This is a genomic window from Sphaerimonospora mesophila (assembly GCF_001417795.1).
Lineage (GTDB): Bacteria > Actinomycetota > Actinomycetes > Streptosporangiales > Streptosporangiaceae > Sphaerimonospora > Sphaerimonospora mesophila.
The window spans coordinates 725,173-740,384 of record NZ_BCBX01000030.1; the positions used below are offsets into that span (position 1 = coordinate 725,173).

15 protein-coding genes are annotated in these 15,212 nt (G+C 70.3%); 3 read left to right on the plus strand and 12 right to left on the minus strand.

Annotated features, from left to right (window positions below; translation table 11 throughout):
• Positions 1-128: 128 nt before the first annotated feature.
• Complete coding sequence (locus tag AP234_RS03545; protein ID WP_055478016.1) at positions 129-1,535, plus strand: DUF58 domain-containing protein; 1,407 nt, start codon at positions 129-131, stop codon at positions 1,533-1,535.
• Between the two features lie 75 nt (positions 1,536-1,610).
• On the opposite strand, the gene AP234_RS03550 is transcribed toward AP234_RS03545, so the two are convergent.
• From AP234_RS03550 to AP234_RS03565, 4 genes are all read right to left on the minus strand, one after another.
• Positions 1,611-2,204: a GNAT family N-acetyltransferase gene (locus AP234_RS03550; RefSeq protein WP_055478017.1), complete on the minus strand. Its 594-nt coding sequence runs from the start codon at positions 2,202-2,204 to the stop codon at positions 1,611-1,613.
• On the minus strand, positions 2,201-3,679 hold the full coding sequence (locus AP234_RS03555) for an APC family permease (RefSeq protein ID WP_055478018.1): 1,479 nt from the start codon (positions 3,677-3,679) through the stop codon (positions 2,201-2,203). The genes AP234_RS03550 and AP234_RS03555 overlap by 4 nt, the downstream gene beginning before the upstream one ends.
• Before the next feature lie 135 nt (positions 3,680-3,814).
• Entirely contained in the window at positions 3,815-4,609 is a 795-nt protein-coding gene (locus AP234_RS03560; RefSeq protein ID WP_160330371.1) for a GOLPH3/VPS74 family protein, read from the minus strand.
• Positions 4,610-4,773: 164 nt separating this feature from the next.
• Positions 4,774-5,766: a stage II sporulation protein M gene (locus AP234_RS03565; RefSeq protein WP_055478020.1), complete on the minus strand. Its 993-nt coding sequence runs from the start codon at positions 5,764-5,766 to the stop codon at positions 4,774-4,776.
• Between the two features lie 75 nt (positions 5,767-5,841).
• Here AP234_RS03565 and AP234_RS03570 point away from each other — a divergent pair, with 75 nt between their 5' ends.
• Positions 5,842-6,750: an RDD family protein gene (locus AP234_RS03570; RefSeq protein WP_083501726.1), complete on the plus strand. Its 909-nt coding sequence runs from the start codon at positions 5,842-5,844 to the stop codon at positions 6,748-6,750.
• Positions 6,751-6,911: 161 nt separating this feature from the next.
• Here the strand turns inward: AP234_RS03570 and AP234_RS03575 are convergent, their stop codons facing one another.
• The 3 genes from AP234_RS03575 to ahcY form a co-directional block, all read right to left on the minus strand.
• Positions 6,912-7,322 (minus strand): VOC family protein, encoded by a 411-nt coding sequence (locus tag AP234_RS03575; RefSeq protein ID WP_055478022.1) that lies wholly within the window; start codon positions 7,320-7,322, stop codon positions 6,912-6,914.
• 115 nt (positions 7,323-7,437) lie between these two features.
• On the minus strand, positions 7,438-8,685 hold the full coding sequence (locus tag AP234_RS03580) for an adenosylhomocysteinase (RefSeq protein ID WP_055478023.1): 1,248 nt from the start codon (positions 8,683-8,685) through the stop codon (positions 7,438-7,440).
• A gap of 294 nt (positions 8,686-8,979) precedes the next feature.
• Complete coding sequence (gene ahcY / locus AP234_RS03585) at positions 8,980-10,407, minus strand: adenosylhomocysteinase (protein ID WP_055478024.1); 1,428 nt, start codon at positions 10,405-10,407, stop codon at positions 8,980-8,982.
• A 220-nt stretch (positions 10,408-10,627) separates the two neighbouring features.
• Between ahcY and AP234_RS03590 the strand changes: the two genes are divergently transcribed.
• Complete coding sequence (locus AP234_RS03590; protein ID WP_055478025.1) at positions 10,628-10,960, plus strand: MerR family transcriptional regulator; 333 nt, start codon at positions 10,628-10,630, stop codon at positions 10,958-10,960.
• Positions 10,961-11,045: 85 nt separating this feature from the next.
• Here the strand turns inward: AP234_RS03590 and AP234_RS03595 are convergent, their stop codons facing one another.
• The 5 genes from AP234_RS03595 to AP234_RS03610 all read right to left on the minus strand — a co-directional run bounded on the left by AP234_RS03595 (position 11,046) and on the right by AP234_RS03610 (position 15,157).
• The gene (locus AP234_RS03595; protein WP_055478026.1) at positions 11,046-11,354 is read right to left on the minus strand and encodes a hypothetical protein; all 309 of its coding nucleotides are present in this window, start codon (positions 11,352-11,354) and stop codon (positions 11,046-11,048) included.
• 164 nt (positions 11,355-11,518) lie between these two features.
• A complete protein-coding gene (locus tag AP234_RS03600) occupies positions 11,519-12,436 on the minus strand; it encodes a cation diffusion facilitator family transporter (protein ID WP_055478027.1) in 918 nt (305 codons plus the stop codon).
• A gap of 33 nt (positions 12,437-12,469) precedes the next feature.
• Complete coding sequence (locus AP234_RS03605; RefSeq protein ID WP_055478028.1) at positions 12,470-13,627, minus strand: SIS domain-containing protein; 1,158 nt, start codon at positions 13,625-13,627, stop codon at positions 12,470-12,472.
• On the minus strand, positions 13,624-13,797 hold the full coding sequence (locus AP234_RS34585; RefSeq protein ID WP_083501727.1) for a Trm112 family protein: 174 nt from the start codon (positions 13,795-13,797) through the stop codon (positions 13,624-13,626). Before AP234_RS34585 ends, AP234_RS03605 begins: the two co-directional genes overlap by 4 nt.
• A gap of 4 nt (positions 13,798-13,801) precedes the next feature.
• Positions 13,802-15,157, minus strand: coding sequence for a phosphomannomutase/phosphoglucomutase (locus AP234_RS03610; protein WP_055478029.1), 1,356 nt, complete (start codon positions 15,155-15,157; stop codon positions 13,802-13,804).
• Between the last annotated feature and the right edge of the window lie 55 nt (positions 15,158-15,212).

Genomic DNA, 15,212 nt, shown 5'->3' on the forward strand with positions numbered 1-15,212 from the left:
GCCGTGACCTGCCCATTCTCTTGCCGTGATCTTGCAGATAATCGCATGCACCGGCGCTGACCTGCGGATATGGAGTTCGTGATCATGCAGCAGGCGGCGACAGCCGTACCGACCGGAGCGGCCGCGTCGTGGCGCTGACCGGACGCACCGCCCTGCTCGCCGCGCTGGGCGCGGTCGCCGTGCTCTTCGCGCCGCGGCCCGGATTCGCCGTGGCCGGGATCGCGCTGCTGCTCGCCGCGCTCGTGGTGGTCGACCTGCTGCTCGCGGGCAGCGTGCGCGCGCTGCGCTTCGTCCGGGACGGCGAACGGCTGGTACGGCTCGGCCGGTCGGCCGAGATCGGGCTGATCGTGGAGAACCCCGGCCCCCGCCGGGTCCGGGGCGTGCTGCGCGACGCGTGGCCGCCCTCGGCGGGGGCGACGCCGCGCCGGGTGCGGTTCGCGGTGCCGAGCGGCGAACGGCGGCGCCTCACCACGACGCTGACGCCGACCAGAAGGGGTGACCGCGAGGCCGTCGTCGTGACGGTCCGTTCACTCGGGCCGCTCGGCCTGGCCGGGCGGCAGGGCACGCACCGGGTGCCGTGGTCGATCCGGGTGCTGCCGCCGTTCCTCAGCCGCAAACACCTGCCCGGCAGGCTCGCCAGGCTGCGGGAGCTGGACGGCAACCACCCGGCGCTCGTACGCGGCCAGGGCACCGAGTTCGACTCGCTCAGGGAGTATGTGGTCGGCGACGACGTCCGGTCCATCGACTGGCGGGCCACCGCCAGGCGCTCCGACGTGGTCGTACGGACCTGGCGGCCCGAGCGCGACCGGCGGGTGCTGATCGTCCTCGACACGGGCCGCACGTCGGCGGGCCGGGTCGGGGCCGCGCCGATCCCGCTCGCCGGGGAACCGGCTGCGGGCGACGGGAGGTCGAGCGGGCCACGAGCGGGGCACGACGGGCCTCCTGCGGCGGCCGCGGGCCGTCCGGAAGCGGGCTGGCCCCGGCTGGACTGGTCGATGGACGCCGCGCTGCTCTTGGCCGCGCTCGCCTCCCGCGCCGGCGACCGGGTCGACTTCCTCGCCTATGACCGGAAGGTCCGCGCGTCGCTCTCCGGCGCCTCTCGAACCGAGCTGCTCTCCTCGCTCGTCAACGTCATGGCGCCGATCGAGGCCGAGCTCGTCGAGTCGGACGGGGCCGGGATGGTGTCCACCGTGCTGGCCAGGGCCGGTCGCCGCTGCCTCGTGGTGCTGCTCACCGACCTCAACCCGGCCTCGCTCGAGGAGGGCCTGCTGCCGGTGCTGCCCCAGCTCTCCTCCCGCCACCTCGTCCTGGTCGCCGCCGTCGCCGACCCGCGGGTGGCCGCCATGGCGTCCGGCCGGGGCACGGCCGAGCGCGTGTACGACGCGGCGGCGGCCGAACGGCTGCGCGGGGAGCGGCGCAGGATCACCGCGCTGCTGCGCGGCCACGGCGTCGAGGTCGTGGACGCGCTCCCCGAGGACATCGCGCCGGCGCTGGCCGACGCCTACCTCGCGCTCAAGGCCGCCGGCCGCCTCTGAAGAACGCTTCGCACGCCTCGACGAGGGGCCCGTACGGAGTTCTCCGTACGGACCCCTCGTCGGAGCAGGCCGGGCTCAGGAGGCCGGGGGCCGCCACATCGGGAACATGGGCGGGCCGTCGGGCAGGATCAGCGGCTCGCCGAGATCCGCGTAGCCGTGGCGCAGGTAGAACTCCCTGCTGCGGGCGTTGCTGGCCTCCAGATAGGCCGCGGTCCCCGCCTCGTCGAGCCTGCCGTGGTGCTCGGCGAGCAGCCGGCCGCCCAGCCCCTGACTCTGCCGGTTCGGCAGCACCGCGAGGAACGCGAGATAGCAGTGCGGGTCATGCGGGTGCCGCTTGTCCATCTCCTCGCCGAGCAGGGCGAACCGCTGCGCGTGCGAACCGGCGAACGCCGTGAGGCGCGCCTCCAGGTCCGGTACGTCGGGAAGGGGCGGGGTCTGGTTGTCGAGCCACACGGCCGCAGCCGACATGTCCGCCGTCACGTAGACCTCGCCGTGTGCGAAGGCGTGCTCGGTGAACAGGGCGAAGTACGGCGGCAGCACCCGGCGCCGGTCCTCGTCGGGCCGGACGATCCAGGTCGAGACCTCGAGCTCGTGGAAGGACTCCGCGATGATCGCGCCGACCACCGCGGCGGCCTCCGGAGTGTGCTGGATCCGGATGATCTCGGTCAACTGCTCCTCCTGACGGCGGCCTGGGCGCCCAGGCCGATGTTGGCGTAGACCCCGGGACGGTTGCGCCGCAGGGCGAGGCCCCAGGCGACGCCGAGTCCGATGGCGGCGAAGTAGGCGGCGGGCAGGACCCAGCGGAGCAGGGAGTCGGGAGCCACGCCGAGGACCGTGTCGAAGTTGACCAGGGCGAGCCCGAGGACGACGATCAGCAGCACCGAGGCGATGGCCGGCGCGATCCTGGTCCGCCAGACGTTCTCCACGCCGGGGGTCTTGAGGAAGAAGGCCAGCACGGCGACGGACGTACCCGTCAGCAGCAGCAGAACGCCCAGGCCGCCGAACGAGCCGATCGTGAAGAACAGGTGGACCAGCGGGTCCAGATCGAAGGCCGCGTACACGACGATCACGGCCAGCCCGAAGACGCTCTGGGTCAGCGACCCGATGATCGGGGCGCCGGTCGGCGGGTTGGTACGGGCGAAGCCCGCGGGCAGGACGTTCTCCCGGCCGAGCGCGAAGATGTAGCGGGCGATCGTGTTGTGGAAGGCGATCATCGCGGCGACGATGCTGGTCACGAACAGGACGGACCCGATGGTCGCGATGGTCGGCCCCAGGTGCTGTCCGGCGAGGGCGAACAGGAGCTCGGGACCCTGCTCACGGGAGGCGTCGACGATCCTGTCCACGCCGACCGGCACGGTCAGCGCCCACGACGACAGCGCGTACAACGCGGAGATGACGACGAGCGCGACGTAGGTGGCGAGCGGCACCGTGCGCCTCGGATCCTTGGTCTCCTCCGAGAAGACCACCGACGACTCGAAGCCGGAGAAGGACGCGACGCAGATCGCGATCACGGCGCCGACGCCGGGCACGAAGAGGTTCCCGGGGTTGAAGACCTCCAGGCTGTAGCCCGCCGAGGCGGCCGGGTGAAGGAGATCCGCGATGTCGAACACGACGACGACGGCGACCTCGGTCAGCAGCAGGACGGACAGGACCTTGCCGTTCACGTCCACCCGCATGAGCCCGAGCACGCCGGTCAGCGCCCAGAAGGCCAGCGCGATCACCCACCACGGCGGCGAGATGCCGAACCAGTCGACGAACAGCGGCTCGGCGGCCGAGCCGATCACACCGTAGAGGCCCACCTGGAGCGCGTTGTAGGCCAGCAGCGCGACCCAGGCGGTCGCCACGCCGACCGGCCGGCCGAGGCCCTTGGCGGTGTACGCGTAGAACGCGCCCGCGTTGACCACGTAGCGGGCCATCGTCACGTAGCCGACGGCGAACAGCCCGAGGATGGCGCCGAGCAGGACGAACGCCAGCGGCACACCGGTGACGCCGGTCGCGGCGTAGGCCGTGCTCACCACGCCGGCGATGACGGTCAGCGGCGCCGCCGCCGAGATGACGAAGAACACCACGGACGGCACGCCGAGGCGATCTTTGGCCAGCGCCGCCGAGACGGCGCTCGTCGTTCTGTGCTCTGTCAGGGACATGCGGAAACTCCGTGGAGGGGGGCGTCGGTTCGCGCCGGCACTTTCACCGGGGCCTTTTACATGGGCACTTTTACGGGCGCTTTTACGAGCGCTTTTACGGAAACTTTCGCCTGGGCCGCTTTCGCCTGGGCGCTTTCATCGGGGGCTGATGACGGCGTCGCCGATGGCCGCCTTGGTCTGGGCGATCAACTCCCGGTACGGCGCGGGCAGCCCGGCGATCGAGTCCGCCAGGTGTCTCGACTCCGGCTCCCACAGCACCGTCCTGGCGACCGTGGTCGCGACCACCAGCCCCAGCAGGAGCGCGTCGCGGACGTCGAGCCGCTGACCACGCTGAATGGCGAGGTTGAGCCGCCCGGTGGGCCACAGGGCCACGTTGGGATCGACGGGGACCTGCGGCCGGGACCGGCGCGGCAGCCGTCTGCCGGAGGGAGGTCGCAGCAGCCCGGCCGCGGTCAAGCGGGCGGCCACGTCGGCGTGAGCCGTACGAGCGAGGAAATGCAGCCAGGTCTGCAGCGAATGGGCCGGCTCGGCGACGATGTGGCCGAGCGCGGTCTGGGCGACCCCGTCGATCACCGGCGGCGCGCCGGGCTCGCGGGTCGTCCCGGGCGCATGGGCCACGCCCGGCGCGAAGGCCGTGCCCGGCGCGGGGGCCGCCGCCGGGCGCCGCATGGCCGTGCCCGCCGCGGCGCCGGAAGGCACGGCCCCCGGAGACGTCCCGGCGGGGGCGGGATGGAGCGGGGTGAGCCGCGCCTGGCCCGCGGCGACCGCGATGGCGACGCGTCCGGCGAGCATCAGTTCGCCCACGACGGCCGCGGCAAGACCGAGTCCGGTCAGCCGAGGATGCAGCCGCATCTGGCCTGTTCTGTCGTCATGTATGACGAAGTAGAGGTCACTTGCCAGGGGGGGACCCGCAAGATCGGCTTCAGTCACGAGAGGCGATCGTATAACCCAATTGTCAGCTTTGTCAGCCCTGTGAAAGAAATTGGAATTTTTCGGTCAGGACGCGGTCTGACATCGCCGGGAAATTGGTCAGAATGCGGCTGACTCAAATATCGGAATTTCGGGCTACCTAAATTCGTCGCCGTGCGGTGTCGTCAGGCTGTCGGGGCCAGATCCGGGGCGTCCTCGATGTCGCCGGTCTCGTCCGCGCGTACGGCACGGCGTCCGAAGACGATCACGTAGGTGAGGAAGAGCACCTCGGCCAGCGCGCCGATCGCGATGCGGGCCCAGGTGGGCAGACCCGACGGGGTGACCCCGGCCTCGATCAGTCCGGAGATCAGCAGCACGGCGATCAGCCCCAGGGCGACGCTCATCACGGCCCGGCCCTGCTCGGCCAGCACCTCCGCGCGGCGCCTTGGCCCAGGGTCGATCACCGTCCAGCCGAGCCGCATGCCGACCCCCGCCGCGAGGAAGACCGCGGTCAGCTCCAGCATGCCGTGCGGCAGGATCAGTCCCCAGAACACGTCGGCCTTGTCGTTGGCGTGCATCAGCCCGCTGACGATTCCCAGGTTCGCGGCGTTCTGCCAGAGAATCCACGGAATCGGCAGCCCCAGCAGGATCGCCGAGACGATGACCTGCAGCGACACCCAGGCGTTGTTCACCCAGACCTGACCGGCGAACGAGGCGGCCGGATGCTCGGAGTAGTAGTCGGCGAAATCGTGCTCGACGAGCTGCCTGATCTCCTCGGGAGTCCCGACGACGGTCTGTACCGAGGGGTCCTTAACAACCCACACGGCGAGCACATATGCGACGGCCAGCGACCCGAGCGCCGCGCCGAACCACCACCGGCCCGCCCGGTAGGCCACCACGGGGAACGACACCGTGAAGAACCGGACGAGCTCCCGCCAGGCCGGGCTGTGCGCCCCGGTGACCGCCGAGCGGGCCCGCGCGACCAGCGACGAAAGCCGGCCCACGAGGATCGGATCGGCCGATCCCGAGCGGACGATGGACAGGTGCGTGGTCGCCAGCTGATAGAGCTCGATCAGCTCGTCGACCTCGGCGCCGTCCAGACTCCGGCGCCACCGCACCAGCTCGTCGAGCCGGTCCCAGACCGGTCCGTTCACGGCGACGAACGCGTCCATGTCCACGCATCGGACCCTATCGGGCTCATGGACGGTCAGCGCGGCGGAACCGGTACGGATACCCCCGGTAGGGTGCCCAGTGTGTCCGAAGTCGTGACCGGCGAGGCCGTCGTCGTCGAGGTGCGGGTCGCCCAGTTCTCCAGCCGCGCGCTGGCGTTCCTGATCGACTTCGCCATTCAGATCACCCTGCTCCTCGTCATGCACCTGCTCATCGCCCTCGCCTCCCCGATCACCGACGACGCGCTGGCCACGGGCCTGAACATCCTGCTCACCGTGCTCGTCCTCGTGGCCTGTCCGGTGGTGTTCGAGACCATCAGCAGGGGCCGCAGCGTCGGCAAGATCGTGCTCGGTCTGCGGGTGGTGAGCGACGACGGCGGGCCGGAGCGCTTCCGGCAGGCGCTGTTTCGCGGGCTCGCCGGGGTCGTGGAGTTCTGGATCTTCGCCGGCGCCCCCGCGCTCATCACCTCGCTCGCCAACGGGAAGGGCAAACGGCTCGGCGACGTCTTCGCCGGCACCCTCGTCATCGGGGAGCGTGGGCCGCGCCAGAACCCGCCGCCGGTCATGCCGCCGCGGCTCGCCTCCTGGGCTGCCACGCTGGAGCTCTCGCAGCTCACCGACGAGCTGGCGGGCACCGCCAGGCAGTACCTCTCCCGCTGGCACGATCTCGCCCCCGCCGTCCAGCACGAGATGGGGACGCGGATCTCGGCCCAGGTGATGTCCCGCGTCAGCCCGCCGCCTCCGCCGGGCGTCCCACCGCACGCCTATCTCGCCGCCGTGCTCGCAGAACGCCGCCGCCGCACCGAGATCCGGCTCACCCGGGCGCAGGCCCGCAGACGCTCCGTGCCGCCCGGGTACGGAACGTCCCCCGGACACGGCGCTTCCGGCGGGTACGGTGCTTCCGGCGGGTACTCGGCGGGGGGAGCGGATCCCGGGGCGCCGCAGGGGCCGCCACCTGGGCCGACGCCCGGTGGGTTCGTCCCACCGGCCTGATTTTCCGATTAATTACCGGCCGGAGGTGTACATCCCCGCTTCCAGGGCACCTGTGACCCTCGCAGGCCTTGGGGCAGTGCCTGCAAGTGGGGTTGAGGCAGGCGCGACCGGAACGCGAAGGGAGAGGTCGCCTCCGGTCGCGCCTGTCCTCGTCCGTCGGGTCACCCGCCCAGCAGTTGGACCACCACGATCACGTTCCCGTACAGATCCGCGAAGTGGAGGGAACGGCTGCCCGCGTCGTCACGTTCGTTCCACACCCGGACGCCGTGCTCGCGCAGCCGCGCGCCGACGCGATCGAGGTCGGCCGTGTAGAGGACGAGTAACGGCTGTCCCCCGCTCTGGCCGCCGATCAGCTCTCGCTCCCGGTCGGAGGTGACGGGCATCAGCCAGAGGCCGACCCCGTCCTGACCGGGCACGCCGATGTGCAGGTATCGATATCCACCGACCGTCTGGTCGTACAGCACGGTGAACCCGAGGACGTCCCGGTAGAACGCGAGTGCCGCATCGGGGTCGTCGACGAGCACCACCATCCGGCCGACCCCGGAGAACAGGTCATCAGAACGAGAAGCCATGCCAGCAACCTAGCCCGGCCGACCGACAATCAGCCTCGCTCATGGAGCCGACCGGATTCGGCGTTCGTACCGGCCGCCACGCCCTGGGCCGTCGGTCCCACCTCGACAGAGCCCGCTATGAACCGAGACGCCAGGAGTGGAGGTACTGCTCCTGGTCGTCGGTGAGGGTGTCGATCTCGACATCGGCGGCCGCGAGCTTGAGCCGGGCCACCTCGGTGTCGATCTCGGCCGGCACGTCGTAGACGCCCGGCGTCAGCCGTACGGACTCCTTGGCGAGCCAGGCGACGGCGAGGGCCTGGGCCGAGAACGACATGTCCATGACCGCCGCCGGGTGGCCCTCCGCCGCGGTGAGGTTGACCAGGCGGCCCTCCGACAGCAGCAGCAGCCGCCTGCCGTCGGCCATGACGTACTCGTCGGTGTTCGGGCGGATGCCGAAACGCACGGCGGTCGCCGACTCCTCCAGTGCGCGTACGTCGATCTCGACGTCGAAATGGCCGGCGTTGGCCAGGATCGCGCCGTCCTTCATGACGGCCAGATGTTCGCCGCGTATGACGTCCCGGTTGCCGGTGACGGTCACGAACACGTCGCCGATCTCGGCGGCCCGCCCCATCGGCCGGACCTCGTACCCCTGCAGCATGGCGTCCAGCGCCTTCACCGGGTCGATCTCGGTCACGATCACCCGGGCGCCCAGGCCCCTCGCCCGCTCGGCGACACCCCGGCCGCAGAAGCCGAACCCGGCCACGACGACGGTGCGGCCGGCCACCAGGATGTTGGTCGCCCGCATGATGCCGTCGAGCGTCGACTGGCCGGTGCCGTACCGGTTGTCGAACATCCGCTTGGTGCGGGTGTCGTTGACCGCGACCACGGGAAATCGCAGGGCGTCCTCGGCGGCCATCTGGCGGAGCCGGATGACCCCGGTCGTGGTCTCCTCGCAGCCGCCGCTCACCGCGTCGAGCAGCTCCATCCGCTCGGTGTGGAGGATGTTGACGAGGTCACACCCGTCGTCGAGCACGATATTCGGGGAAATGTCGAGCGTCTGGTGGATATGCCGGTAGTAGGTCGCCCTGTCCACTCCGGCCCGTGCGTGTACGGCCATGCCGTACGTCTCCAGGGCCGCGGCGACGTCGTCCTGGGTGGACAGCGGGTTGGAGGCGGCCAGCGCGATCTCGGCGCCACCCGCCCGGAGTGTCCCCAGCAGCACGGCGGTCTCGGCTGTGACGTGCAGGCAGGCGGCGATCCGCAGCCCCTCCAGTGGCCGTTCGTCGGCGAACCGCTCCCCCAGCGCGGTCAGCACCGGCATGGCCCTGGCCGCCCAGCCGATCCGGCGCTCTCCCGCCTCGGCGACGTCGCCTACCGTCACCACCCCAGCCCTCCCCCATGGCGTGATCTTGCGAAAGCTCGCAGACCCCCATGCCCACCTGCGGATTTCCCGTTCATGATCTTGCAGAAACTCGCAGTCGACCGCCGCCACCAGCGAGAACACCTTCCGTGATCTTGCAGTCCGACAATTCCGACTGCAAGATCACAGAGCGAGCACACCCCGTCCGACCAGCGGAAACTCTCCCGCGTGCGAGAAACTGCAAGATCACGAGAGGAAACGGTGCAGGTAACGACCCACATCTGCGAGAAACTACAAGATCACCTCGGGGAGGGTGGGTCAGTAACGGTAGTGGTCGGGCTTGTAGGGGCCCTCGACGTCCACGCCGATGTACTCGGCCTGCTTCTTGGACAGCGTGGTGAGCTTGACGCCGAGCGCGTCCAGGTGGAGCCGGGCGACCTTCTCGTCCAGGTGCTTGGGCAGCACGTACACACCGGTCGGGTAGTCGTCGGTCTTGGTGAACAGCTCGATCTGGGCGATCACCTGGTTGGTGAACGAGTTCGACATCACGAACGACGGGTGACCGGTCGCGCAGCCCAGGTTCATCAGACGGCCCTCGGCGAGCACGATGATCGAGCGGCCGTCGGCGAAGGTCCAGGTGTGCACCTGGGGCTTGACCTCCTCCTTCACGATGCCCGGGATGCGGGCGAGCCCCGCCATGTCGATCTCGTTGTCGAAGTGCCCGATGTTGGCGACGATCGCCTGGTGCTTCATCTTCGACATGTGGTCGGCGGTGATGATGCCGTAGTTCCCGGTCGCCGTGACGAAGATGTCCGCGGTGCCGACGACGTCGTCCAGGGTGGTCACCTGGAAGCCGTCCATGGCGGCCTGGAGCGCGCAGATGGGGTCGATCTCGGTCACGATCACCCGGGCGCCCTGGCCGCGCAGCGCGTCGGCGCAGCCCTTGCCCACGTCGCCGTAGCCGCACACGACGGCGACCTTGCCGCCGATCAGCACGTCGGTGGCCCGGTTGAGACCGTCGATCACCGAGTGGCGGCAGCCGTACTTGTTGTCGAACTTCGACTTGGTGACCGAGTCGTTGACGTTGATCGCCGGGAAGAGCAGCCGGCCTTCCCGGTGCATCTCGTAGAGCCGGTGTACGCCGGTGGTCGTCTCCTCGGTGACGCCCTTGATCCCCTCAGCGATCTTGGTCCACCGCTTGTCGGGGCCGACGGTGCGGCGCAGCGTGTCGAGGATGATGGCCCACTCCTCGGGGTCGTCCTCGCCCGCCGTCGGCACCACGCCCGTCTTCTCGAACTCTGCGCCCTTGTGGACGAGCAGCGTGGCATCGCCGCCGTCGTCGAGGATCATGTTGGGGCCGGAGCCGTCCGGCCACTGCAGGGCCTGCTCGGTGCACCACCAGTACTCCTCGAGCGTCTCGCCCTTCCACGCGAAGACCGGTACGCCGGAGGGGTTCTCGGGCGTGCCGTCCGGCCCGACGACGACCGCGGCCGCCGCGTGGTCCTGGGTGGAGAAGATGTTGCAGCTCACCCAGCGGACGTCGGCGCCGAGCGCGACGAGCGTCTCGATCAGCACGGCCGTCTGGATCGTCATGTGCAGCGAGCCCATGATCTTGGCGCCCCTGAGCGGCTGCGCGGCGGCGAATTCCTTCCGGGTCGCCATGAGTCCCGGCATCTCGTGCTCCGCGAGGCGGATCTCCCTGCGGCCGAAGTCCGCGAGCGAAAGGTCGGCGACCTTGAAGTCCATGTGTGTCTTCCCTCCATTGTCCGTCGCAGCGAGTTTAGGCGGCGAGAACCATCGCATGCATCCGATCACGTGCGAACCTGACATCAGAATGTGAGATTCGCCCATGTACGGCTCCCGCGTCGGCCCGAAACCGTCTACCGTGGGCGGAAACGACCTACCCGGCACCGGAACGGCATCGCTCCGGTGACCGATAGCGCCTGAACCGGAGGTGGCGGCTTCGATGCGGATCACGGAGGCCGCCAGACGGCTCGGCATGTCTCCCCGGATGCTGCGCTATCGGGAGGCGCTCGGGCTGCTGCCGCCGATCCGCGATCGGGGCGCCCACCGGCGGTTCGGCCCCGAGGAGCTGTCCGCCGTACGTCAGGCGATGGATCTGGAGCGCCGCTTCGACGTCTCGCCCGCCGAGTTGGCCTTCGCGCTGCGCGCGCTGACCGAGCCCGCCGTCGGCCAGGCCGTACGGGACCTGGGCGTGCGGATCGGCCGGATCCCGGCGCCGCGCCGGGCCCTGGACTTCGAGAAGGAGAAGGCCCTGCGCCTCCTCCGCGGCTCCTGACCCGCCAGTCCGACGCGACGGGGAGGCGGACGGATGAGGGCCAGCGGAGTCCGTACGGCTCCACCGGCCCTCGTCCGTCAGCGCGTCAGCGCTTTTCGACCCGGAGGGACATGATCGTGCCGGGCGGGACGTAGCACGAGGAGTCGTTGCCCGCGGTCACCCACGGACCCCAGTTGGCGACCCATCCGACACTGGGGTTCGCGTGCAGGACGCTCACCGCGACCCGGTACTGTCCGGTGCCGCCGGTGCAGTGGGCGGTGGCGGTGGCGGTGTCGCTGGTCACGCTGGTCGTGCAGCCGGTCGGCGTCGCGTGCGCGGCGGGCGCCGTGCCCGCCACCAGTCCGGCGGCGAGCATGGCGGCGACGGGGATGACGGTCCACTTCCTGGTCGTCATGGGGGGTTTCTCCGTCCTCGGAGCGCGATTCGCGATCGCGCTTTGCTTAGGAAACTTTCCTAATAGTTTTGAGCCTCGGAGGCCGCCGAATCAAGATCTGGAGCGGACGAATCCGGCCGCCGGGTGCGACCGGCGACCGGAGAGCCGTCCCCACGGCGCGGAGATCAGACCTGAACGCGGTACAGATCGGGCTCGAGGTAGATGACCCGGGCGATCGGTACGGCTTCGCGGATGCGCCTTTCGGCCTCGTCGATCCCCCTGGCCACCTCGGCCGCCGTCTCGTCGTGGCGCACCGCGATCTTGGCCGCGACCAGGAGCTCCTCCGGCCCCAGATGCAGCGTCCGCAGGTGGATGACCCTGTCGACCTCCGGGGCCTCCTCCACGGCCGCGCAGATGCGCTCCTCGATCTCGGGCGCGGCACTCTCGCCGATCAGGAGCGACTTGGTCTCCACGGCCAGGACGATCGCGATGATCGCGAGCAGGACGCCGATGGCGAGGGTGCCGACGCCGTCCCACACGCCGTCACCGGTGACCACCGCCATCGTCACGCCGAACAGCGCGAAGATGAGGCCGAGCAGCGCGCCCAAGTCCTCCAGCAGCACGACCGGCAGCTCGGGGGCCTTGGCCCGGCGGACGAACGAGACCCAGGACTTGTCACCCTTGAGCCGACGCGACTCCTTGATCGCGGTACGGAACGAGAATCCCTCGGCCACGATGGCGAAGATCAGCACACCGAAGGCCCACTGCGGCGACTCCACCGGATGCGGATCGGAGATCTTGTGCCAGCCCTCGTACAGCGAGAACAGCGCGCCGATCGTGAACAGCACCACGGCCACGACGAAGGCGTAGAAGTAACGCTCACGTCCATAGCCGAACGGATGCTCGCGGGTGCGCTGACGCGCCGCGCGCTTGCCCCCCAGGATCAGCAGCGCCTGGTTGCCCGAGTCGGCCACCGAGTGCACCGACTCGGCGAGCATCGACGATGACCCGGTGAAAACGAACGCGACGAACTTCGCCACCGCGATCGCCAGATTCGCGGCCAGCGCCGCGATGATCGCCTTTGTACCGCCACCCGCACTCACGTGGAACTCCTCACACTTCGGCCACGGGAGATCTTATGGGGAAACCCGGGCCTGGAGTTCCATTACGGCCGGCACAACGGTGGGGTCGACGCCGTATCCCAGGGCGAGATAAACGCTGCCGTAGTCACCCAGCCCGACCAGTGTGGCGAGGCGCTCCAGCGGATGTACGCCCTCGGAGAGAATCTCCGAGACCGGCACGCCACGGTCCTCGGCGAGCCGTACGGACAGCGTCCGGCCCTTGACGACCTGCGGATGTTCCTCGGCGTCACGCAGCAGGAAGAGCCGCAGCCGGCCGCCGGATCCGCCCGGCCCGTCGGCGAACGGATCGTGGAAGACGTCCCGTCCGGCCAGCGGACCGTCGAGGACGGCGAGCTGGTCGTGACCCGCGTCGGGCAGCTCACCCCACACAGCGGGATATTTCGCGTTCTCGCTGAGCTGACAGGCGAGCCGGTGGGCGGCGACCCGGGCGAGCGGCGAGGTGCCCCAGATCATCGGGACGCTGTCCGCCAGCTCCAGCGCCAGCGTCTTGCCGGGATTGATGAACGACTCACTCGACGGCCGGCACCGGTGGGCGATGTCCTCCAGCCGTCCGGCCACGGACTCGAACACGTCCTCGCCCGCCTCCACCAGGCCCAGCGAGGCGGCGGCGACGAGCAGCGGGACCGCCAGCTCCCACAGTGCCGTACGCGACGGGCCCGGCGCCCCGGAGACCGGCACGTACGGCCCGCCGGCCCGCACGACGAGATCCCGAAGCGGTGTCCCCACCGGACCGACCCCGAGCATCCGGCAGCCGCGCCGTACGGCCTCGGCCGCCAGCCCGAGCGTCTCCTGGGTGTGGCCGGAGCGCGAGACCGCTACGACCAGGTCGGCGGCGCCCACCCAGCCCGGCAGCCGATAGCCGCGCACGGTCACGATCGGCAGCGACGCGCCGTTTCCGCAGACGGCATCGAGCACCTCCCCGGCGAGCCCGGAGACGCCCATTCCGGCCACCACGATCGCCCGTGGCCTGCCGTCGGCGGCCACCCGCCCGGCCTCCGCCTCACGGGCCGAGCGGTACGCCATGCGGACCTGGGCGGCCGACGACGCGACGGCCCTGAGCATGCCGGCGGGGTCGCCCTCGACGAGGCACGTCTGGTCGTCGAGCCGATCAGGCTCGAAACTCCGGCCCGGCGCCCCTCCGGCGCGGCTCATGCCTTGCGGGCCTCGTCGACGAGGAGGACCGGGATGTCGTCGCGCACCGGGTAGATCAGGCCGCACGTGTCGGAGGTGCACGCCAACTCGTCCGCGTCGGTGTCCGCGCGGAGCGGAGCCTTGCACGCCGGGCAGGCCAGGATGTCCAGCAGCCAGTCGTCGATCTTCAACTCGTCAGCTCCTCACAACGGCGAGCGCCTCGTCGCGCACGGCCGCCATCATCTTCTCGTCCGCCGCCTCGGCGTTGAGCCGCAGCAGCGGCTCGGTGTTCGACGGCCGCAGGTTGAACCACCAGTCGGGACCGCTGACGGTGAGGCCGTCGAGTTCGTCGAGGGTGACCCCCTCCCGGCCGGCGAAGGTCTCGCGCACCCTGGCGAGAGCGGCGGCCTGGTCGGCGACCCTGCTGTTGATCTCTCCGGAGGACGCGTACCGCGAGTAGCGCGACAGTACCTCCGACAGCGGCCGGTCCTGTTCGCCCAGCGCGGCGAGCACGTGGAGGGCCGCCAGCATGCCGGAGTCGGCGAACCAGAAGTCGCGGAAGTAATAGTGGGCGGAGTGCTCGCCGCCGAAGACCGCCCCCGTCCTGGCCATCTCCGCCTTGATGAACGAATGCCCGACCCGGGTGCGGACCGGGACGCCGCCGTGCTCTCTGACGATCTCGGGCACACCCTGCGACGTGATCAGGTTATGGATGATCGTGGCCCCCGGGTGCTTGGCCAGTTCGCGGACCGCGACCAGTGCTGTGACGGTGGACGGCGAGACCGACTCGCCCCGCTCGTCGATCACCCAGCACCGGTCGGCGTCGCCGTCGAAGGCGATGCCGATGTCGGCGCCCCGGTCGACGACCGCCTTCTGCAGGTCGCGGAGGTTCTCCGGCTCGATCGGGTTGGCCTCGTGGTTGGGGAAGCTGCCGTCGAGCTCGAAGTAGAGCGGGGTCAGCTCGATCGGCAGGCCGGTGAAGACCTCGGGGACGGTGTATCCCCCCATGCCGTTGCCCGCGTCGACCACGACCTTGAGCGGGCGGATCCCGGACAGGTCGACCAGCGTCTTGAGGTGGGCCGCGTAGCCGCCGAGAAGATTCCGCTCGGTCACCGTGCCCGTGCCGGCCGTGCCGGCGGCACCGCCGGCGATCAGCTCGGCCGCCCGGTCGCGGATCTCGGACAGTCCGGTGTCCGAACCGATCGGCACGGCTCCGGCGCGGCACATCTTCATGCCGTTGTACTGGGCGGGATTGTGGCTCGCCGTGAACATGACGCCGGGCAGGTTCAGGCTGCCGCTGGCGTAGTAGAGCATGTCGGTCGAGCCCAGGCCGGCGTTGACCACGCCGGCGCCGCGGGAGGTCGCGCCTCGGGCGAAGGCCGCGGCGAGCGGACCGGAGGAGGTCCGCATGTCGTGCGCCATCACCACCGAATCGGCGCCGGTCACCTCCACGAAGGCCGCCCCTACGGCCTGTGCGATCTCCTCGTTGAGCTCGTCCGGCACCACGCCGCGCACATCGTACGCTTTGAAGATCTTGGTGAGGTCGGCCACCGCATAGCCCCTAAAAGTCGTGACGTCTTCGCTCTCGAGCCTATAGCGCGGTCAT

Excerpts from the sequence above, each read along its gene's own strand:
- AP234_RS03555 (WP_055478018.1), bottom strand. The coding sequence starts at position 3,679 with ATGTCCCTGACAGAGCACAGAACGACGAGCGCCGTCTCGGCGGCGCTG.
- AP234_RS03575 (WP_055478022.1), bottom strand. The coding sequence starts at position 7,322 with ATGGCTTCTCGTTCTGATGACCTGTTCTCCGGGGTCGGCCGGATGGTG.
- ahcY (WP_055478024.1), bottom strand. The coding sequence starts at position 10,407 with ATGGACTTCAAGGTCGCCGACCTTTCGCTCGCGGACTTCGGCCGCAGG.
- AP234_RS03590 (WP_055478025.1), top strand. The coding sequence starts at position 10,628 with ATGCGGATCACGGAGGCCGCCAGACGGCTCGGCATGTCTCCCCGGATG.
- AP234_RS03595 (WP_055478026.1), bottom strand. The coding sequence starts at position 11,354 with ATGACGACCAGGAAGTGGACCGTCATCCCCGTCGCCGCCATGCTCGCC.
- AP234_RS03605 (WP_055478028.1), bottom strand. The coding sequence starts at position 13,627 with ATGAGCCGCGCCGGAGGGGCGCCGGGCCGGAGTTTCGAGCCTGATCGG.